Here is a 19,104-nt window from a genome sequence, read left to right on the forward strand (position 1 = left end):
GCTTAGCCCAGCGCCAAAATAACGGGCTTGCCATCACGGCCCGTGAAGATCAGATTGCCGCCTTCATCCAAATTGAAGGCGCCCGCACTGAAATCTTGGCGCAAACGGGCCACCAGCTTGCACAGGGCAATCTCTACAGTGCCTTCTGTACCTACGGTAACTTCTAGGCGCGCAAGGCGGGCTTTTTCCAATTCTTTCTCTAGGGCTTCACGCTCTTTGAGCGATTTTCCCCAGGTTTGCACGGCCTGTTGCCAAGAAGCACGGGCACGCTCCAACAGCCCCTTGGGGTCTGCCGTTTTGAGCTGTTTGACCAATTGCTCCAAACGGGTTTCTTGGGCTTTTTCCTCCTCAATACGCTTGAGCAGGGCCGCATACTCTGCATCAAGGGCTGGGTTGACCCCCAAAGTCACTTTGGTTGTGCCCCCTTTGTCCGAGCCCAGTGTGGCCACGCGAATCGCCATCATGGCCGAAGCCGTTCCACCCACCAAGCGTCCCGTTTTGCGCGATCCGGTGCCAATGGTGATTTGGTTGATGGCGTGCAATTCGCACTCCAAGGCCATGTCTTTCAGGGCAATCACGGTACCGGCACGAATCTCTACCCCCTCGGCAAACCGGGCAGTGACAGAGCCTTCGGCCTGGATTTTGGAGCGTCCAATAATGCCCCCGGCAATGCGCACATCTCCACCCGCCTGCAAAATGCCGGAGTCCACCATGCCATCGACCACGATGTCGCCAGTGGCATGCACTGTCATGCCCTGCACCACTTCGCCAGTGACATGCACACTGCCATCAAAGTGGATGTTGCCCGTAGCCATGTTGACTTCTTTGAAGCGCAGTACCGGCTCTACATTCACCCCCGCGTCGACACGCACAGGCAAGCCCCCTACCGCAGCCACCAATACAAAGGGGTCGTCTGCAGAGACTTCGGCCCCTTGAAGCCCAGCAGCAAAGGAGCGATCCCGGCCCGGCTGGGCCTTGACCACGGCACCCTTGACACTTTGTCCATCGGTGCCGGTGGTGGCTGGCACGCGCCGCATCAAAAGATCGCCGGGCTGCACCGCCACGATCTCGCCACGTTCGCGGTAATCGATCAAGCCGTTCTCATCCACCTTAGGCTCACGGTCTACGGTGTGGGGCGTCAAATCTTCAAACAAGGCATCGTTGCCATCGACTGCATCTTGCCCGCGGGCCACAATGACATTGGTACAACTGCCACGCTGGCAGGCGTCTTGTACGGCAATTTGGTCAATGCCAAAGGTAACGCCCACCTTGGTGAGCGCACGCAAAGCATCTTCTGTGTTGGCTGCCTTACCGCCGATGGGCGGAATGATGGTCAGGGTGGCATTCATGCCATCCGAGGCAATGTGAACCTGGTACTCGGCATCGTAGCGGCGTGCAAGCTCGATACCAAACGGTTCTTTCTGCACATTGCACATCTCGGCAGCACTCTGGACTGCCTCTTGATTGATCGAACAATTGCCATAACCCGCCTGCTCCAACAAGTGGTGCAGGGTGTTGCCATCTATTGGCTCACGATCTGGTGCGGGCAAAGCCACCAGCAGGATCTGGTTATCAGCTTCCTCAAAGGAAAGACCTGGAATTTGAAGAACGGACATGGATTTCCCCACTGAATCAGCACAAGGCCCAAGATAATCGGCCATCATCAACGTCAAGAACGGCAATGCCCGCCCGCTCCGTGCAACACGGTAGCAGCACTGGCCCTGCCCCACAATGCCTGCAATACATCAACGCCCCAGCAGCGCCACGGGTGCCCGCGCAGCAGCGTACTGCATTGGCGCAGTAGCTTGGCCGGCAGCAGGCTCCAAGGTAAAGGAGGCCGCCAGCACTGCCAATTGGCGTGCCTGCTCCTGCAAGGCACTGGAGGCTGCCGAAGTTTGTTCAACCAAGGCCGCATTTTGCTGCGTAACACCATCGAGCTGGGCCACCGCCTGATTGATTTGGGTCAGCCCCGAAGACTGTTGCACACTGGCCGAGGCAATTTCGCCCACGATGTCGGATACCCGCTGAATGCCTGAGACAATTTCTTGCATGGTCGCACCCGCTTGTGACACTTGGTTGCTGCCCAGTCCGACCTTGTCTACCGAGTCAGTGATCAGCACACGGACTTCTTTGGCGGCTTGGGCACTGCGCCCCGCCAAATTGCGCACTTCGCTGGCCACTACGGCAAAACCACGCCCTTGCTCCCCTGCCCTTGCAGCCTCTACGGCTGCATTGAGCGCCAAAATATTGGTTTGAAAGGCAATGCCATCAATCACCCCGATGATGTCGGCAATCTTGCGCGAAGACGTATTGATGGCCTCCATCGTGTTGACCACTTGGGCCACGACCGTACCGCCGCGCTGTGCCACCCCAGTGGCGGCAGAGGCCAGTTGATTGGCTTGGCTGGCATTGTCGGCATTGTGCTGCACCGTGCCGGAGAGCTGCTCTGTGGCAGAGGCTGTTTGTTGAAGCGAGCTGGCCTGGGATTCGGTGCGTTCAGACAAATCATGGGTACCAGTGGCCACCTCAGAGGCTGCGCCCGCAATAGCATCGGCCCCCCGGCGCACTTGGCTGACAATTTGGTGCAAATTGCTGCGCATGATTTCCATCTGGCCCAACAGGGTACCAATTTCATCATGGCCTGCGTGGGGTACTGGACGCGACAGATCGTTGCCCGCAATCTCATGGGCTGTCTCAATGGCCATGCCAAAGCCCGAACGCAAACGCGACAGCAGCGTCAGTGCCAAGAAGGTGGCAGGGATGCCGCCGAGCAGGGTGGTCAAACCAAAGACCCACAGGCCGGTTTCGTAACGTTGTTGCGCTTCTTGGTAGGCCTGGTGGGCACGGCCCATTTGGTAATCACGAAACTGCGACATCGACTTCATGACAGCCTCGCCCTCGGTGCGGCTGGCTACCAAAAACCGCTCCAGCACCTCGGCACTGAAGTTGCCTACACGAATGGCCTCTGTGGCCTCATCGAGCTTGACTCGCCAAGCAGCCCGGATCGGTTTGGTAGCGTCATATACCTTGCGCTCCTCAGGGTCCACGATCCCATCTTCCATTGCCTTGTTGATGGTATTGGCTTTGGCACGGGTTTCGGCAATGGCCTCCAAATGGTTGCTGGTAGGGTGGTTGTGTACGGCAGCCAACGGATTCTCAGGGGCGTGCTGAAACGCCAGCAGCACCTGTAGCCGGTTGCTCACGGTGGCGCTCATGGACTCCTCGGCCATCATTGCCCGCTGCATGGCTTGATCATGGACAATGCGCAGACTGTCACGCGCAGCCACCAACCCAGAAAAACTGACTCCCACCACAGCGGTAAAGGATATCCAGTACGCAAAAAGAATAACGATAAAACGCTGGGTGATACGCAGGTTATTGAACATGGGGAACAAGCGAAAGAAGTGGCACCAACAGGCCAAGGTGGCGGCGATGATAGCGCCCGAGAGCCACTGCCGAAGCGGTCATGCATCATGGGACAATCCCGCACCATGAATCCGGAACAGTACGTCCAGCAAAAAGCCGCCGCCTCGGGCAGCAGCTTCTATTACGCCTTCCTGTTCCTGCCCCCACCACGGCGGGCGGCCATTACTGCGTTTTATGCCTTCTGCAGGGAGGTTGACGATGTGGTCGATGAGGTCTCTGACCCCAGTGTGGCCCGCAACAAATTGGTATGGTGGCAGGCAGAGGTGCATCGGGCCTTCCAAGGCCAGCCCAGCCATCCGGTGATGCAGGCCTTGATGCCACACGCCGCCAGCTACCACATGGAACAGCGCCATTTGCAGGCTGTGATTGATGGCTGCCTGATGGACTTAGACCAAACCCGCTATCTGGACTATGCCGGCCTGCAACGCTATTGCCATTTGGTAGCGGGCATCGTGGGCGAGGTAGCGGCACAAATCTTCGGCCAGACCGACCCGGCCACCACGCAATATGCCCACCGCCTAGGCCAAGCCTTGCAACTGACCAACATCTTGCGTGATGTGGGTGAAGATGCGTTGCGCGGGCGTATTTACCTGCCCGTGAACGATTTGCAGCAGTTTGATGTGAAAGCCCACGAAATCATCAAACGCGAATATTCTGACCGCTTCACGGCGCTGATGCGTTTTGAGGCCGAACGGGCGCACCGGCTGTACGACGAGGCGCTGGCCTTGCTGCCCACAGCCGACCGACGCGCACAAAAGCCCGGGTTGATGATGGCCAGCATCTACCGCACCCTGCTGCGTGAGATTGAGGATGAAAACTTCCAAGTGCTGCACCAGCGCATCAGCCTGACACCACTGCGCAAATTCTGGCTGGCCTGGAAAGTCCAAGCCTTGGGGCGCCTGTGAAAAAAGTGGCCATTATCGGCGCGGGCTGGGCGGGCATGGCGGCTGCGATAGCCGTGGTGCAGGGCGGGCACCGTGCCACTGTGTTTGAGGCAGCACGCGTTATTGGAGGCAGGGCGCGGGCCATTTTGTGCCACAGTGACAACCAAGACACCCCCCTGGTGCTAGACAATGGGCAGCACATCTTGATTGGAGCCTACACCGAATCCCTGCGGCTGATGCGCCAAGTGGGTGTGGATGTGGACGCCGCACTGCTGCGCTTGCCGCTGGCGCTGCGCTTTGCCGACGGCAGTGGGTTGCAATGGTCTCGGCTCCCACCGCCTTGGGATGCTTTGCTGGCTATTGCCAGCGCCCGAGGCTGGCAACGCAGCGAGCGACTGGCCTTGCTACGCACGGCACTGAAGTGGCGGCTGCGGCGTTTTCGCTGCGATGCCCATGTCACGGTGGCCGAGTTGTGTTCTGCCCTGCCCCAACGCCTGCTGGATGAGTTCATTGACCCACTGTGTGTGGCCGCACTCAATACCCCCGCCATGCAGGCCAGTGGTCAAGTTTTTTTACGGGTGCTGCATGACAGCGTGTTCAGTGGTCAGGGGGGCTCCAATTTATTACTCCCCCGCGTCAATCTGGGTGAGGTGTTTCCGGAGGCGGCCGCCCGTTGGTTGCGGGGTCAAGGCTCGATTGTGCGCACTGGAGTGCGGGCACGCACCCTCAACGCCATGCCACAAAGTGGCCGCTGGCTGATCAATGGCACCCCCTTCGATGCCGTGGTGCTGGCCTGCTCCAGCAGTGAAGCAGCACGGCTGGTATCGCATTGTGTGCAAACGGCCCCCCCCGCGATGGTGGTGCCTCTGTGCGACTGGACCGCAGCAGCGCAAGCACTACAGTTCCAAGCCATTGCCACCGTCTACGCCCAAGCCCCCGTGCCCGAGTCTGGCCCTGGGCCGGTGTTGCAACGCCCCATGATGACCCTGCGCAGCCACCTGCATGGGCCAGCACAATTTGTGTTTGACCGAGGCCAACTGGGCGGCCCTGCCGGACTGCTGGCCTTTGTAGCCAGCGCCAGCCAAGGTGACCGCAGCAGCGTGCAAGAGCAGGTGCTGGAGCAAGCCCGCCGCGAACTGGGCTTGGAAGGCTTGGTGCCCATACAAACCGTGATAGAGAAGCGCGCGACTTTTGCCTGCACTCCGGGGTTACAACGGCCTGCACGCAAAATCTCTAATGGTCTGTGGGCCTGCGGCGACTATATTGCTGGCCCTTACCCGGCCACCCTAGAAGGTGCCGTGCGCAGTGGCACCGCAGCGGGCTTGGGCGTACTAGACCAGCCGTCCACCTGAAGGGCGTAGGCACCGTTCAGGGCTGCAAGAGTGCTTGCAACACCATTTTGGCCACAAAGCCCAGAATGCCCAGCCCCAGACCAATGAACATGATCATGGTGCCAAACTTGCCCGCCTTGGACTGCCAAGCCAACTGCCCAATGATGAACAGCATCAACAAAATAAAAGCACCCACACCGTAGGTGAGAAAGAAATCGGCGATCTGCTCTTCAGTAAAGCCAAAAATCATGGCAGCCACCGCTGCAACGCCAACAGGGGAAACGACAACATCAGAAAAACACCTCCAGAAAGCAAGGGCCATATTGTCCTGCGCCCGCCAAAGCAGCAGCACAAACAGGGGTTTGAGTTTGAGCGCCGCCTGATGCTCAGACCAACAAGCTACACAGCTGAGGCAGCCCCGGCACCGTCACAGGCAATGGCTCGTTCGGGCACGACCAAGCCTGCGCTGCCGTATTAACCCACACGGCCTGCATTCCTGCCCGGCGTGCGCCTTGCACATCCAACACGGCATCATCGCCCACATGCAGCACAGCCTCCACTGGCAATTGCAAAGTTTGGGCCGCCAGTTGGAACATACGTACATCCGGCTTGGCCACACCCGCCTGTAAGGCATGAACGCTGCCACAAAAATACTGACCAATACCAATGCGATGCACATCGGCGTTGCCATTGGTGAGTGCCAGCACTGGATAGCGGGCCGCCAAAAACTCCAACGCCGACGCGACACCCTCAAAAAGCTCTACACGTTGGCGCTCGGCAAAAAACACCTCGAACGCCGGTTCGGCCAGCGCCGGATTGTCTCCCGCTTGCTGCAAAGCCACACGGATGGATTCACGGCGCAAGGCGCTCAGATCGTAGGCCAGATCGGGGCGTTCAGTATTCATGCGGTTGCGAACAGCCCGCAAGGCGCCTGGCTCTGCATACAGCGCATGGGTGGCGGGGGCATGATCGGCCAACCAAGCTTGCAGCACCACCTCGGCACGGTCAATTGCGGGCCAAACAGGCCAAAGGGTGTCATCTAAGTCCAGAGTGATGGCTCGGATACGTTCCAAATCAAGGCAAGGTACAGACACAGAAAGACAGGGCACCAAAAGAAAAACCAAAGGACAGACGCAGCACAGAATGGAGCAGTACCACAGCCACAATGCACGCGCCCACGCAAGAAACCCCGATTGTTGCTGCATTTGCCCTGCATCGGGTGCTGAAGCGGGTATTCTGGAACCGTGGCCCCAGGCCCATCTTTTTTGATCCCATTCCCCTACAGGAGAAGCACATGCCCCAAGCACTGACCGCAGCCCAACGCGATGAACTCAAAGCCCTGCTGCAAACCCACCGCAGCGAATTGCTGGCACAAATCGCACAAAAGCGCGAAAACCTCGCCCCCCCTTCTGCCGATGAAGGTGGCATGGTGCAACGCAATGTGGCCCGCGAAGTGGAACAGGCGCTGACCGACATTGAGGCTGCCGACATCCAACGCATTGACCACGCCCTCAAGACCTTGGAGGACGGCAGTTATGGCCTGTGCGGCGAATGTGGCTGCCATATCCCATTTGAGCGCCTCAAGATCGAGCCACAAACACAGCACTGCGTGGCCTGCAAGTCACGCTGGGAACAACAACACCACAAGGCACACTAAAAGCCTACAGGGGTCGGGCGCTGTCTGGCCCCTGCACAGGCTTTGGTGATCTTTCTATTTTGGTTGATGGCGTCCTACCATGTTCAGCTCCATGCTTTTTTCCCCGGCTCTGTGTGCATTGGCTTGTTTGGTGGCGGGTGCTGCTCCTGTCCGGGCACTGGCACAGGCCGCATCAGGTGGCATCACCGTGACCATCACCCCAGAACTGCCCAGCCCCCCCGCCACACCCACACCGCCGCACCTGATCATCTCCACCGATGGCGAGTATGTCCTTGACCTGCGCAGCCGACTGGCATGGCCCCGCTGCGCCGAAGGTATGCGCTGGACGGGCAATACCTGCATCGGGCAACGCATGTTGTTCCAGTATGCCGATGCACTGGAGCTGGCAGCTGCACGCAGCCAATCAGAGGGTGTGCGCTGGCGGCTGCCGCGTGTGGCCGAGTTGCGGCATCTGGTAGAAAAATATGGCAAACCACCCGGTTTGCATCCGGGGCTGTTTCCTAAATCGCCCACCGAACTGCACTGGACATCGACCCCGTCTATTCAGCACAGCACGGGCAACCAGTACGACTACTCCAACATTTCCCAAGGCCGCACAGGCGAGGGCGGCAGCAGACTATCCCCCCTGCTAGGTTGGGCACTAGACACCCGAACCGGCGAGGCCACGAGCGACCTGCCCAAAACCACCCCCCTGGCTCTGCGCTTGGTGCGCTCTCTGGATTGATGCCCATGCCCTTTCATACCGAACCTCCCTACACCCACGGGCAGGCAGCCCGCACAGCCATTTTGCTGTGCAACTTGGGCACACCCGATGCCCCCACCGCATCGGCGCTACGGCGCTACCTGGGGCAGTTTTTGTCCGATCAGCGGGTGGTAGAAATTCCCAAACCGCTGTGGTGGCTGATTCTGCACGGCATCATTTTGCGCACCCGCCCCCGCAAATCAGCCGCCAAATACGCCAGCATTTGGACGCCCGAAGGCTCCCCCCTGGCCGTTTGGACGGCCAAGCAGGCGGCCTTGCTGCACGATGCGCTGGACGATGCTGGACAACAGGTGCTGGTGCGACATGCCATGCGCTATGGCAACCCTTCTATTGCCAGCCAACTCGACAGCCTGAAAGCCGAAGGCGCCACACGCATCCTCATACTGCCGCTATACCCACAATACTCTGGCCCCACCACAGCCAGTGTGTTGGATGCAGTCTATGCTTGGGCCGCGCGCACACGCCACATTCCCGAGCTGCGCTTTGTCAACCACTACCACGACGATGCAGGCTACATCGACGCCTTGGCCACCAGCCTCAAGGCCCACTGGAAACACCACGGCCCCCCCGACAAGTTGGTGATGAGCTTTCATGGCGTGCCTGAGCGCACTTTGCACCTGGGCGACCCCTACCACTGCGAAAGCCATAAAACCGCGCGCCTGCTAGCCGAGCGCATGGGTTTGCACCCAGACGACTATCAAGTCACCTTTCAGTCTCGTTTTGGCAAGGCCAAGTGGTTGCAACCCTATACCGAACCCACTCTGGTACAACTGGCCCAGTCTGGGGTAGGCCGGGTGGATGTGATCTGCCCCGGCTTTAGCAGCGACTGCCTAGAGACGCTGGAAGAGATCAACCAAGAAGCGCGCGAGGCCTTTTTGCACGCGGGGGGCAAAGAGTTCCACTACATTGCCTGCCTCAACGATAGCCCCAGCTGGATTGCGGCCCTGCAACACATTGCACAGCAACACCTGCAGGGCTGGCCCACCCAAGCCCCTGACCGGCTAGCACAGGCCAGCGCCAAGGCCCACGCCTTGGCTGGTGGTGCGCCCAACGGCGTCTGCCAAGCCCCCGATTAACCACTTGTCCCCTCCACCACACCCATCCATGCCTGCTGCCGCCCTTGCCCCCCACCAACTGCGACTGACCATCGATCCGGCCACCCTAGGTTTTGCCAGCACCGCAGAACTGCAAGGGCTGCCAGTACCTTGGATAGGCCAAGAGCGCGCACAAGCGGCAGCCCAATTTGGTCTGGGACTGCTCCAACCCGACTACCATCTGTTTGTGCTGGGGGAAGTGGGCAGCGGGCGCACCTCCCTGTTGCGCCAAGCCATGCAAGCAGTGGCCCAAGAGCGCCCCGTGCCACCCGACGTCTGCTACTTGCACGACTTTGATACGCCCGAGCATCCCCATGCACTGCGTCTGCCTGCAGGCCAGGGCCGCCTGTTGCGCCAAGGCATGGAGCAATGCACCCGCACCTTACAAACCGAGCTACCCAAGCGGCTAGAGGGAGCCGACTTTCGTGCCGAAGCCGAACGCATCGAAAAAACCTACCAAACGCAAGAAAACGCCGCCTTTGCCGCACTGGATGCCTTGGCCGAGACGCTGCACTTTCGCCTCAGCCGCGATAACGGTCACATGGTTTTTACGCTATTGGGCGCCAAAGGCCACCCCCTCACCGAGAACGAGGCCCATGCCCTGCCCCGTGAGCGCCGCACTGAAATAGAGGCGGCTGAACAGCGTTTACGTGCAGAAATTGCCCATTTTCTCGATACCACCCGCCCATTGGAGCGCGCTCGCGACGAGGCACTAGAGCAATTGCGCCGCCAAACAGCGCAGCCCTTGGTAGAGCAGGCCTTGCAAACGGTGCTCCACAGTCTGCAAGTGGCACCAGAGACTCCAGAGACCAACCACACCCGCCTGACACAATGGCTGGCCCAAGTGCAAAAAGAGGTACTGGAGCATCTGGAACTGTTTGTGGGCAGCGAGTCCGCCAACGAGGCTGCTGAAGAAGAGCGCAAGGACGATCTGGAAGACCTGCTGGCGCGTTGCCATGTCAATCTGGTGGTAGACAACGCCGGACTGAACAGCGCCCCAGTGCTGATTGAAGACAACCCGCAGGTGCGCACCCTGTTTGGCAGCATCGAATACCAAGCCCAAGACGACATGCTGCTGGCCGATTTTTCCTGCATCCATGCCGGTAGCTTGCTGCGGGCACATGGCGGCTTCTTAATGCTGCACCTGCGCGACCTGCTAGAGGATGAGGGCTTGTGGGAGCGTCTGCGCCGCTTTTTGCGCTGCAACCGGCTGCAAATTGAGGAGCCAGGCGCACCACACGGCCAGTTGGCTACGGTGGCGCTGCAACCCGAGGCCGTGCAGGTAGACGTCAAAATTGTGCTGATTGGCTCGGTGGAAGAATATTACGCCCTGCAAGAAGGCGACCCCGAAGTGGCCCGGCGCTTTCGTGTCAAGGTCGATTTTGTCGAATCTTTTCGTGCTACGGCACACACCCGGCACAACACTGCCGTTTTTATCGCCCAAACGGTGCGCAAGCGCCAGCTCACCCATTTTTCTGCGGCGGCTGTGGCCCGGCTGCTAGAGCAAAGCCACCGCGAGGCGGACGACCAAACGCGCCAGAGCGCCTTGTTTGCCCAAACCGAGGCACTGGCTATCGAGAGTGCCGCCCAATGCAGCAGCCGCAATGGCACACTGGTGGAAGCCTACGACATCGACGCTGCCCTGCAAGCGCGCATCTTGCGCCACAACTACCCCGAAGAACAGCTGCACGAATCCATCGCCGATGGCGAACGGCTGCTGAGTTTGCGCGGGAGCCACATCGGCCAGATCAATGCCCTGACACAAATTGACTTGGGCGACTACCGCTTTGGCTTTCCGGTGCGCATCACGGCACGGGCCTTTGCGGGGCACGAAGGACTGCTCAACATAGAACGCGAAGTAGAAATGTCTGGCCCCATCCACGACAAAGGGGTGCTGATTCTGCACAGCTACCTGATGGCGCTGTTTGGACACATTGCCCCGCTGGCGCTGAACGCATCGATTGTGTTTGAGCAAGAATACAGCGGCGTTGAGGGCGATTCGGCCTCCTGCGCCGAGCTGTATGCCCTGTTGTCGGCGCTGTCGGGTTTGCCATTGGCACAAGGCATTGCCGTGACTGGTGCCTTGAACCAGCATGGCGAGGTGCTGCCCGTGGGTGGTATCAATGAAAAAATCGAGGGTTGGTATCGCACCTGCGCGGCAGCAGGCTTGGATGGCAGCCAAGGCGTATTGATTCCAGCGCGCAACCGCCACCACCTGATGTTAGAGCCACACATTGTGCAAGCGGTGGCGCAAGGGCAATTTCATATCTACACGGCCAGCCATGTGGGTGATGGCATCGCCCTGCTCACGGGCTGCACCCCCGGCGTGGACGCCACCCGCATGACGGCAGAAACAGGCAGCGTGCTTGCACTGGCCGAACAAACACTGCGCCGCTTTCGCCGCGCCTGTCAGGCTGCGGCACGCACACGGCCATCACGGCGCCCATCATAAACCTGTCCCCCCACAGCCTATCGCCCTTTGCAGGAGGATAAAACAATGACCTCTGCGGCCCCTTCGCCCACGATGATGCTCATCGCCCTGCTGGGCGGCATTGGTTTGTTCCTGTTGGGCATGACCATGCTGACCGATGGCCTCAAATTGGCCGCAGGTCGGGCCTTAGAGCGGATTTTGGCGGCTTGGACACGCACCCGCCTGCACGGACTGATCACGGGCATTTTGCTCACGGCGCTGGTGCAATCGTCCACCGCCATGACGGTAGCTGCCATTGGCTTTGTCAATGCAGGGCTGCTCACGTTTTCTTCAGCACTTTGGGTGGTGTTTGGCTCCAACTTAGGCTCTTCGGTCACGGGCTGGCTGGTGGCTTGGATTGGCTTCAAAATGAAAATTGACGCCTTTGCCCTGCCCTTTATCGGCATTGGCATGGCGCTCAAACTCACCGGATCGGGCACGCGCCGGGCTGGTCTGGGCATGGCGCTAGCGGGGTTTGGTGTGCTGTTTTTGGGTATTGATATGCTCAAAAACGGCTTTGCGGGGCTGGGGCCAGAATCTTTGCCCCAATTGGGCAACGACTGGCACGGCGTGAGCACGGCCATGCTGATTGGGCTGGCGCTGACTATCGTTTTGCAAGCCTCATCAGCCACCCTGACGCTGGTGCTCACTGCCGTGGCCGGGGGCATGATGACGGTGGAAGTGGGCGCGGGCATGGTGATTGGGGCCAATGTGGGCACCACACTGACTGGCATTCTGGCCGCCATTGGTGCCACGGCCAATGCCCGGCGTCTGGCCGCAGCGCATGTGTTTTTCAACGCCGTCACGGCAGTGGTGGCCATGGCGCTGCTATCGCCCTTGCTGGGGCTGATCCATGCCATCAGCGTGGGTGCCGTGGGCAGTGGAGACGCTGTGACACAACTGGTGGTGTTTCACACCGCCTTCAATTTTCTGGGTGTCCTGCTCATGTGGCCACTCTCGCGCTGGCTGGTTCCGTTCCTGCTGGCCAGGTTTGGCAAAAGCAATGAGGATCTGGCCCGTCCACGCTACCTAGACCGCAACGTCACTGCCGTGCCCGTGCTGGCCTTGCAAGCCCTGCGGCGTGAGTTGGCCCGCATGGGCCATTTGGCAGTCCAACTGGGAAGCCACGCCACCCGCCTAAACCCCTTGGCCTTGCCCTGGGCTGCTGCGCCAGCCCACGCCGACCAGCAACTGGCCCGCGAGCTAGAGACCGTGGAGCACCTGCAACGCGCTATTGGTCACTTTGTGGGCGAACTCAGCCGCCAGCCCATGCCCTTGGATGTGTCGAGCCAACTGCCCGAGCTGTTGCGCATTGCCACCCACTTTGATACCTTGGCGCGTGTGATGCACCATGTGGGTCTGCAAGGCTGGCATATGCCCCGGCCCGAACCGGCCACGGCCAGCCCTGGCCCCTCACTGCTGATACTGCCCAACGCGCTACAACAGATACTGACCCCCACCAATACCCCCACCGCTGCAATGCCTGCGGATACGGCCCATGCCAGTGGCGACCACCCGCATACGCCCAGCGGCGATATCGTCGCTTGCGTGGTGCCGGTGTTTCAGGCGGCACTGGATTTTTTTACCGCCGCCGATCCCGAGGGAGAACAGCAAGGCCCAGGCAATGAATGGCTGCTGGCCGAAGCACGCGATAGTTTTGAAGACAGCTATCAGGCCGCCAAAGCCGCTTTGTTGCACGCCGGTGCAGGCGGGGCGGTGGAGGTGAGTGCGGTATACGACTGGCTGGCACGCCTGAGCGACTTGCGCCGTGCAGTAGAGCAAGGCTATAAAGCCGCAGAGCGGCTGGCGCGCTTGTCCGACTTGGCCCCGGTGCCACAAGATACCGATCCCATGCGCAACCCCAACGCCCCCGCATGAAGCCCCAACCGCCATGCACCTGATGATTCCAGCCCCACCACCATTTTGTTGCACAGTTGCAGGCTTTGATTTTGCCGTGCCAGCCACATCTGTCCAGTCTATGCTCCACCCACCCTTGCCATGAACCCACCCGAAACCTTGCGCATCGACAAATGGTTGTGGTGCGCGCGCTTTTTCAAAACCCGCAGCCTGGCGGCTGAGGAGATTGCCAAAGGCCGTGTCAGCGTCAATGGTCAGGCTGTGAAGGCCGCACGCGAGGTACGCCCTGGCGACACGGTGTCTCTGCGCCAAGGACAGGTGCCACGCACAGTGCTGGTGCTAGGCATCAGCCATACCCGTGGCCCCGCCCCTGTGGCACAACAGTTGTACCAAGAAACCGCTGACAGCCTCTTGGCCCGCGAGCAGGCTGCCGAACAGCGCCGCTTGGCCCCAGAACCCGCCGCCAGCCTGCACGAAGGCCGCCCCACCAAACGCAACCGGCGTGAACTCGAACGGGCCCGAGATTGGGGCGACCGTTGGAGTGCCTCGGTAGAAAAATGAGCCATCTTCACCCCCTTCCCTCCTTTTCTGGCAAACACCGTGTGGCCTGGGCAGCCAGCCTGTGCTGTCTGGCACTGCTGACTGGCTGCGCAACCAACCGCACCAAAGTGCTGGGGCCACAGGAGAATTTCTCCTCGGTGGCGACTTATTCACGGCTCTTTGATGCTGCCCCGGCACAAACCTGCGAGGCTGCGCGCCGCGCACTACTCAGCCAGGGCTACATCATTGAAACCAGCCGCCCCGACCTGATCGAGGGCAAGAAAAACTTTCAGCCCAATGGCGACACCCACCTGCAAATGTTGATCCGGGTTGTCTGCGTGCCCGAAGGCAACAACGGTGCGGTCAGCTTGGGCTTTGTCACGGCCGTGCAAGACAGTTACACCCTCAAAAAGATCAACAACTCTGCCAGCTTGGGGGTTGGGGGTGTGGGGTCGGTATCACTGCCATTTACTTCGGGTGGCGAATCATTGGTCAAGGTGGGCAGCCAGACCATCTCCTCCGACAGCTTCTACGAGAGTTTCTTTGATCTGGTCAAGCGTTACCTGCTCGATGGCACGCCACCGGACTCCTGAAGCAGCACCGCACTACACCACCACAGGCTCTGGCTCCAGCCGGATGCCAAAGCGTTCGTAAACGCTGGTCTGAATGGCCTTGGCCAGCGTCATCACTTCGCCGCCAGTGACGCTGCTCTCACCTCTGCCCCGATTGACCAGCACCAGCGCCTGTTTTTCATAAACAGCCGCTTGGCCCACGGTTTTGCCTTTCCAGCCGCAGGCATCAATCATCCAGCCTGCGGCCAGCTTGATGGTGCCATCGGGCATAGGGTAATGCACGATCTTGGGATCTCTGGCGATGATGTCTTGGCACTGCTCTGGCGTGACCGTGGGGTTCTTGAAAAAACTGCCCGCATTGCCAATCACCGCCGGATCGGGCAACTTGGCGCGGCGAATTTCGCACACCCAGTCAAAAATCTGCTGCGCACAGGGTTGCTGCACCCCTTCTTGGGCCCGGCGGCGCTCCAACTCCAGATAGCCCAGCTCAGGCTTCCAGGGCTTGGGCAAACGCAAACGCACCTGCGTAATGATGGCACGCCCAGCCAACCCCATGCCGCGCGGCAAACCATCGGCAGTGCCGGGTGCAGGCAGATGCTTGAACACCGAGTCTCGGTAGCCAAAGGCGCACTGGGCGGCATCCAAGGTAAAGGTCTGGCCTGTGGCCATGTCGATGGCATCCAGAGCATCAAAACGGTCTTGCAGCTCAACACCATAGGCACCGATGTTTTGTACCGGCGCTGCGCCCACCGTGCCCGGAATCAAGGCCATGTTCTCCAACCCTGGCCAGCCCTGCGCCAACGTCCAAGCCACGGTGTCGTGCCAAGACTCACCAGCGCCTACCTCCACTATCCAAGCACGCTCGGTCTCTTGCACCAGCCGACGGCCCCGAATTTCCATTTTCAGCACCACAGCCGCCACATCACCGGTAAAGACGATATTGCTGCCGCCGCCCAGCATCAGCCAAGGCTGACGCCCCAGCAAAGGGTCGGTGCGCAAGGCGTACAGATCGTCTACGCTGCGCACCCGCACCAAGGTTTGGGCACGGGCCATGATGCCAAAGGTGTTGCAAGGCTGTAAGGAAACGTTTTTCTCGACTAACATCGCCCGGATTGTCGCACCAGCCCTATAGGGCACAGTCTTGTGTGCGTCACCTGTTTTTGGAAAGAAACCGACCATGCCATCGTTTGATACCGTTTGCGAAGCCGATTTTGTCGAAGTAAAGAATGCCGTGGACAACGCGGCCAAAGAAATTGGTACCCGCTTTGACTTCAAGGGCACCTCTGCGGGCATTGAGCTCAAAGACAAAGAAATCACCCTGTTTGGTGATGCAGAATTCCAGCTCCAGCAAGTAGAAGACCTGTTGCGCAACAAATTGACCAAACGCAATGTGGACGTGCGCTTTCTGGACATTGGCAAGCCACAAAAGGTGGGCGGCGATAAGGTCAAGCAGGTCATCAAGGTGCGCAACGGCATCGAGGGCGAATTGGCCAAGAAGCTGCAAAAGCTCATCAAAGAGAGCAAACTCAAACTGCAAGCGGCCATTCAAGACGAGAAGGTGCGCGTTACGGGAGCCAAACGTGATGACTTGCAAGCTGCCATGGCCCTGATCCGCAAAGAGATTGCCGATATGCCGCTGTCGTTCAACAACTTCCGCGACTGAGCCAGACCGCCACAGCACTGCGCACACCCCACCATGCCCCCACTCTTTCGGCCTCCCATCGGCTCGGCGCTGGCAGCGGTGCTGTTGGCGCTGGCCCCCACACTGACGCCAGCACAAACCGTAGCCTTGAGCGGCGTGCTGGGGCACAAGGCACTGCTGGTGGTGGGCAACGGTGCGCCACGGGCTATGGCAGCCGGTGAAACACACCTAGGAGTGCGGGTGATTTCGGTAGGCAAAGACGAGGCCGTGGTAGAGGTGGCGGGCAGCCGTAGCACACTACAACTGGGCCAAGCCCCTGTGAGCGTGGGTGGCAGCGGTGGCGGCAGTGGTCGGCGTGTGGTGCTGATGGCCGATGCCCGAGGGCATTTTGTCCAACAAGGGCAAATCAATGGCCAGCCCATGCCGTTCATGATCGATACCGGGGCATCTACCATTGCCCTGGGGCAGGCCCAAGCCCAGCGCCTAGGGCTAGACTACCGCAGCGGTCAACCCGTGCGCATGAGCACCGCCAACGGCACCGCCCAAGGCTGGCGTTTGCGCCTCGACAGTGTGCGCCTAGGTGATGTGCAGGTCTATGGCATTGAGGCTGTAGTCACGCCCCAACCCATGCCTTATGTGCTGCTGGGCAATAATTTTCTCAACCATTTTCAGATGACACGCACCCCAGACCAGATGGTGCTGGAGAAGCGCCGTTGAGCGCCTGCCCACCATGAATCCCAGAGTACAGCATCGTGCCGCCCAAGACGAGGAATACGAAGATTTGCTAGGTCTGTGGGCCGATCTGGAATCCACCCTGTCGGTGTTGCTGGCGCATCCCATGCAGGCCCGGAATTTTGCCGCCAAGGTGCGCCAATGTGACCGCTGGTTGCAAGACTTGGTGGCGCACGACATTGACGCTGCGCTGTATTTGATGTTTCAGTTGGCGTCCACTTCCACGGTGGGCTACAGCACCTCGCACGCCTTGGTGTGCGCCACCCTGTGCCACATCATGGCAGGCGAGTTGGCACTGACGCTGCGCGAGCGCAACGCCTTGGTGCGCGCCGCCCTGACCATGAACGTCGGCATGACGGCCTTGCAAGATGAACTGGCCAATCAGCACGAGCGCCCCAGTGCCGCCCAGCAAGAAGCCATTCGCAAGCACCCCGAAGAGGGGCAGGCCATTCTGGAGCGGCTGTATGTGACCGACCACCTGTGGCTAGACGTGGTGGGCCAACACCATGTCAACCTGCCCCAACGCACACCGTTGGCGGCGCTGGAAGAAGTAGACCGCCTTACCCGTGTGCTCAATACCATCGACCGCTATGCGGCCATGATCAGCCCACGCCACAGCCGCCCTGGGCGCAGTGCCACCGACTCGGTACGGGCGTTGGTCGGCCCCGGCATTGACCAGCGTGACGAGGTAGGCTATTTGCTGGTGCGCAGCATTGGCTTGTGTCCACCGGGCACCTTTGTCCGTCTGGACAATGGCGATACCGCCATCGTGCTGCGCCGCAGCGACAAAGCCAACCTGCCCTTAGTGGCCCGTTTGGCCGACCGCCAAGGCAAACAATACAGCCCAGCCCGCCTGCACCAAACCGCTGACAGCAAACCCCAGATCCAATCGTCTCTGCCGCGCGCTACCGTAACGATGGAACTGAACCACCGCACTATGGTGCGCGTGGGACTGTATGCCGCCCAACGCAGCACCAGTTTGGTCACACAACCGGGAGGGCTGTAGCTGGGGGAGAAGAGGATGCCTTCTGCGGCAGGCTCAACGGCTCTGGCTGGCTGCCCCGTGCACATGCCCCCAATACAGCAACGCATCGCGCCCCTGCACCGACAGCTCTACCGTGGCCCCCACGGGCAGCAATACTTTGGTCTCGACATGACCATAGGGCAGGCCCGTCAGCACCGGCACTTGGAGCTGACTGCGCAGCCCTTGCACCACCGTAGCCAGCTTAAAACCCTTGTCATGGGCCGCCAAGGTATAGCCCGTAAACTGCCCCAATAGCACGGCCTGTTGCTGCGCTAGCACTCCGGCATGCAATAGCTGCGTCAACATGCGCTCAATGCGGTAGGGGTGTTCGTTCACATCTTCCAAAAATAGGATGCCGCCCGGCACCTGCGGAAAATACGGGGTGCCCAGCAAAGAGCACAGCACCGTCAGGTTGCCCCCCCAAAGCCGCCCAGACTCGATATACAGCTCCTGCGCTGGGGCGGGTGGTTGGTCTATGGGCTGCTTGGGAAGAGGTGGCAGCCGCCAACCGGAGCCTTCGCCGTGGCCTTCCAGCAAGTCTTCAAAGCAGGCTTGCATGATGTCATCAGGCGCCTCTACACCGCCAAAATCTGGACACAGGGCTGGGCCAGCCCAAGTGGTAGCCCCGGTTTGTGCCAGCACAGCGAGTTGAAAAGCCGTGAAATCACTCACCCCCACAAACTGTGTGCCCCGCTCAATGGCCTTGGCCACTGCCGCATAAGGCAGGCCCGGCAAAATGCGCGTGAGGCCATAGCCTCCGCGAGAGATCAGCGCCACATCGGCACCACTGGCGGCCGCACGCCCAATGGCGGCCAAGCGTGTGGCGTCATCGCCTGCAAACCGGGTATGGCTGCTCAGCGCATCGGTATCAATCTCCACCTCATAGCCCAGCGCCTGCAAACGCTTCACACCCCGACGGAAGGCGATTTTGTCGCGCACCGCACTGGAGGGCGAATAGATATAAATGTGTTTGGGGCCGGTGCTGTGGTGGTGGCCGCAATGGCAGGAAGGGTGGTCAGCGGACAAAACATCCAGGCCCGACAAGGGCCTGCTCCATGCAAGCTAAAAAAGGGGTACACCAGCATTGGATGCACCCTGCAAGAAAGAAAAAT

18 protein-coding genes are annotated in these 19,104 nt (G+C 60.1%); 12 read left to right on the forward strand and 6 right to left on the reverse strand.

The genetic code is table 11. The annotated features are described in order from the left end of the window. Nucleotides 1–2 precede the first annotated feature (2 nt). Together ACYVB2_RS00415 and ACYVB2_RS00420 are read right to left on the reverse strand one after the other, a co-directional pair. The gene (locus ACYVB2_RS00415) at nucleotides 3–1,616 is read right to left on the reverse strand and encodes a FapA family protein (protein ID WP_382431620.1); all 1,614 of its coding nucleotides are present in this window, start codon (nucleotides 1,614–1,616) and stop codon (nucleotides 3–5) included. 129 nt (nucleotides 1,617–1,745) lie between these two features. Beyond that, the gene (locus tag ACYVB2_RS00420) at nucleotides 1,746–3,386 is read right to left on the reverse strand and encodes a methyl-accepting chemotaxis protein (RefSeq protein WP_382431618.1); all 1,641 of its coding nucleotides are present in this window, start codon (nucleotides 3,384–3,386) and stop codon (nucleotides 1,746–1,748) included. A 105-nt stretch (nucleotides 3,387–3,491) separates the two neighbouring features. On the opposite strand from ACYVB2_RS00420, the gene hpnD reads away from it, so the two are divergent. Continuing rightward, nucleotides 3,492–4,331 (forward strand): presqualene diphosphate synthase HpnD, encoded by an 840-nt coding sequence (gene hpnD / locus ACYVB2_RS00425; RefSeq protein ID WP_382431783.1) that lies wholly within the window; start codon nucleotides 3,492–3,494, stop codon nucleotides 4,329–4,331. Further along, complete coding sequence (hpnE, locus tag ACYVB2_RS00430; RefSeq protein ID WP_382431616.1) at nucleotides 4,328–5,662, forward strand: hydroxysqualene dehydroxylase HpnE; 1,335 nt, start codon at nucleotides 4,328–4,330, stop codon at nucleotides 5,660–5,662. Before hpnD ends, hpnE begins: the two co-directional genes overlap by 4 nt. Before the next feature lie 16 nt (nucleotides 5,663–5,678). Here the strand turns inward: hpnE and ACYVB2_RS00435 are convergent, their stop codons facing one another. Further along, nucleotides 5,679–5,891, reverse strand: a complete 213-nt coding sequence (locus tag ACYVB2_RS00435; protein ID WP_382431781.1) for a DUF2788 domain-containing protein — start codon at nucleotides 5,889–5,891, stop codon at nucleotides 5,679–5,681. Nucleotides 5,892–6,027: 136 nt separating this feature from the next. Beyond that, the gene (locus ACYVB2_RS00440; RefSeq protein ID WP_382431614.1) at nucleotides 6,028–6,714 is read right to left on the reverse strand and encodes an HAD-IA family hydrolase; all 687 of its coding nucleotides are present in this window, start codon (nucleotides 6,712–6,714) and stop codon (nucleotides 6,028–6,030) included. A gap of 221 nt (nucleotides 6,715–6,935) precedes the next feature. On the opposite strand from ACYVB2_RS00440, the gene ACYVB2_RS00445 reads away from it, so the two are divergent. From ACYVB2_RS00445 to ACYVB2_RS00475, 7 genes are all read left to right on the forward strand, one after another. Beyond that, the gene (locus tag ACYVB2_RS00445; RefSeq protein WP_382431612.1) at nucleotides 6,936–7,298 is read left to right on the forward strand and encodes a TraR/DksA family transcriptional regulator; all 363 of its coding nucleotides are present in this window, start codon (nucleotides 6,936–6,938) and stop codon (nucleotides 7,296–7,298) included. Between the two features lie 91 nt (nucleotides 7,299–7,389). Then, nucleotides 7,390–8,022 carry an Lcl C-terminal domain-containing protein gene (locus ACYVB2_RS00450; protein ID WP_382431610.1) on the forward strand — a complete coding sequence of 211 codons (633 nt, stop codon included), beginning with the start codon at nucleotides 7,390–7,392 and terminating at the stop codon, nucleotides 8,020–8,022. Next, the gene (gene hemH / locus ACYVB2_RS00455) at nucleotides 8,022–9,137 is read left to right on the forward strand and encodes a ferrochelatase (RefSeq protein ID WP_382431608.1); all 1,116 of its coding nucleotides are present in this window, start codon (nucleotides 8,022–8,024) and stop codon (nucleotides 9,135–9,137) included. Before ACYVB2_RS00450 ends, hemH begins: the two co-directional genes overlap by 1 nt. Before the next feature lie 28 nt (nucleotides 9,138–9,165). Continuing rightward, complete coding sequence (locus ACYVB2_RS00460; protein ID WP_382431606.1) at nucleotides 9,166–11,607, forward strand: Lon protease family protein; 2,442 nt, start codon at nucleotides 9,166–9,168, stop codon at nucleotides 11,605–11,607. A 45-nt stretch (nucleotides 11,608–11,652) separates the two neighbouring features. Next, on the forward strand, nucleotides 11,653–13,503 hold the full coding sequence (locus ACYVB2_RS00465; RefSeq protein WP_382431604.1) for a Na/Pi cotransporter family protein: 1,851 nt from the start codon (nucleotides 11,653–11,655) through the stop codon (nucleotides 13,501–13,503). Between the two features lie 120 nt (nucleotides 13,504–13,623). Next, complete coding sequence (locus ACYVB2_RS00470) at nucleotides 13,624–14,043, forward strand: RNA-binding S4 domain-containing protein (RefSeq protein ID WP_382431602.1); 420 nt, start codon at nucleotides 13,624–13,626, stop codon at nucleotides 14,041–14,043. Further along, a complete protein-coding gene (locus ACYVB2_RS00475) occupies nucleotides 14,040–14,615 on the forward strand; it encodes a DUF2242 domain-containing protein (RefSeq protein WP_382431600.1) in 576 nt (191 codons plus the stop codon). Before ACYVB2_RS00470 ends, ACYVB2_RS00475 begins: the two co-directional genes overlap by 4 nt. A gap of 12 nt (nucleotides 14,616–14,627) precedes the next feature. Here the strand turns inward: ACYVB2_RS00475 and murB are convergent, their stop codons facing one another. Continuing rightward, nucleotides 14,628–15,698 (reverse strand): UDP-N-acetylmuramate dehydrogenase, encoded by a 1,071-nt coding sequence (gene murB, locus ACYVB2_RS00480; RefSeq protein WP_382431598.1) that lies wholly within the window; start codon nucleotides 15,696–15,698, stop codon nucleotides 14,628–14,630. A 73-nt stretch (nucleotides 15,699–15,771) separates the two neighbouring features. Here murB and ACYVB2_RS00485 point away from each other — a divergent pair, with 73 nt between their 5' ends. From ACYVB2_RS00485 to ACYVB2_RS00495, 3 genes are read left to right on the forward strand one after another with little or no spacing between them, the layout of a single operon-like run. Then, on the forward strand, nucleotides 15,772–16,257 hold the full coding sequence (locus ACYVB2_RS00485) for a YajQ family cyclic di-GMP-binding protein (RefSeq protein ID WP_382431596.1): 486 nt from the start codon (nucleotides 15,772–15,774) through the stop codon (nucleotides 16,255–16,257). 33 nt (nucleotides 16,258–16,290) lie between these two features. Continuing rightward, complete coding sequence (locus ACYVB2_RS00490) at nucleotides 16,291–16,953, forward strand: retropepsin-like aspartic protease family protein (RefSeq protein WP_382431594.1); 663 nt, start codon at nucleotides 16,291–16,293, stop codon at nucleotides 16,951–16,953. A gap of 13 nt (nucleotides 16,954–16,966) precedes the next feature. After that, nucleotides 16,967–17,974 carry an HD-GYP domain-containing protein gene (locus ACYVB2_RS00495; RefSeq protein WP_382431592.1) on the forward strand — a complete coding sequence of 336 codons (1,008 nt, stop codon included), beginning with the start codon at nucleotides 16,967–16,969 and terminating at the stop codon, nucleotides 17,972–17,974. A 33-nt stretch (nucleotides 17,975–18,007) separates the two neighbouring features. Here ACYVB2_RS00495 and ACYVB2_RS00500 read toward each other — a convergent pair whose 3' ends face one another. Beyond that, nucleotides 18,008–19,036 carry an LD-carboxypeptidase gene (locus tag ACYVB2_RS00500; protein ID WP_382431590.1) on the reverse strand — a complete coding sequence of 343 codons (1,029 nt, stop codon included), beginning with the start codon at nucleotides 19,034–19,036 and terminating at the stop codon, nucleotides 18,008–18,010. Nucleotides 19,037–19,104: the final 68 nt, after the last annotated feature.

Source organism: Giesbergeria giesbergeri (genome assembly GCF_054779375.1).

Bases quoted from the DNA above. Each gene is read 5' to 3' on its own strand.
- ACYVB2_RS00415 (WP_382431620.1), bottom strand. From the start codon at position 1,616: ATGTCCGTTCTTCAAATTCCAGGTCTTTCCTTTGAGGAAGCTGATAAC.
- ACYVB2_RS00420 (WP_382431618.1), bottom strand. From the start codon at position 3,386: ATGTTCAATAACCTGCGTATCACCCAGCGTTTTATCGTTATTCTTTTT.
- hpnD (WP_382431783.1), top strand. From the start codon at position 3,492: ATGAATCCGGAACAGTACGTCCAGCAAAAAGCCGCCGCCTCGGGCAGC.
- ACYVB2_RS00435 (WP_382431781.1), bottom strand. From the start codon at position 5,891: ATGATTTTTGGCTTTACTGAAGAGCAGATCGCCGATTTCTTTCTCACC.
- ACYVB2_RS00445 (WP_382431612.1), top strand. From the start codon at position 6,936: ATGCCCCAAGCACTGACCGCAGCCCAACGCGATGAACTCAAAGCCCTG.
- ACYVB2_RS00450 (WP_382431610.1), top strand. From the start codon at position 7,390: ATGCTTTTTTCCCCGGCTCTGTGTGCATTGGCTTGTTTGGTGGCGGGT.
- hemH (WP_382431608.1), top strand. From the start codon at position 8,022: ATGCCCATGCCCTTTCATACCGAACCTCCCTACACCCACGGGCAGGCA.
- ACYVB2_RS00460 (WP_382431606.1), top strand. From the start codon at position 9,166: ATGCCTGCTGCCGCCCTTGCCCCCCACCAACTGCGACTGACCATCGAT.
- ACYVB2_RS00465 (WP_382431604.1), top strand. From the start codon at position 11,653: ATGACCTCTGCGGCCCCTTCGCCCACGATGATGCTCATCGCCCTGCTG.
- ACYVB2_RS00470 (WP_382431602.1), top strand. From the start codon at position 13,624: ATGAACCCACCCGAAACCTTGCGCATCGACAAATGGTTGTGGTGCGCG.
- ACYVB2_RS00475 (WP_382431600.1), top strand. From the start codon at position 14,040: ATGAGCCATCTTCACCCCCTTCCCTCCTTTTCTGGCAAACACCGTGTG.
- murB (WP_382431598.1), bottom strand. From the start codon at position 15,698: ATGTTAGTCGAGAAAAACGTTTCCTTACAGCCTTGCAACACCTTTGGC.
- ACYVB2_RS00485 (WP_382431596.1), top strand. From the start codon at position 15,772: ATGCCATCGTTTGATACCGTTTGCGAAGCCGATTTTGTCGAAGTAAAG.
- ACYVB2_RS00490 (WP_382431594.1), top strand. From the start codon at position 16,291: ATGCCCCCACTCTTTCGGCCTCCCATCGGCTCGGCGCTGGCAGCGGTG.
- ACYVB2_RS00495 (WP_382431592.1), top strand. From the start codon at position 16,967: ATGAATCCCAGAGTACAGCATCGTGCCGCCCAAGACGAGGAATACGAA.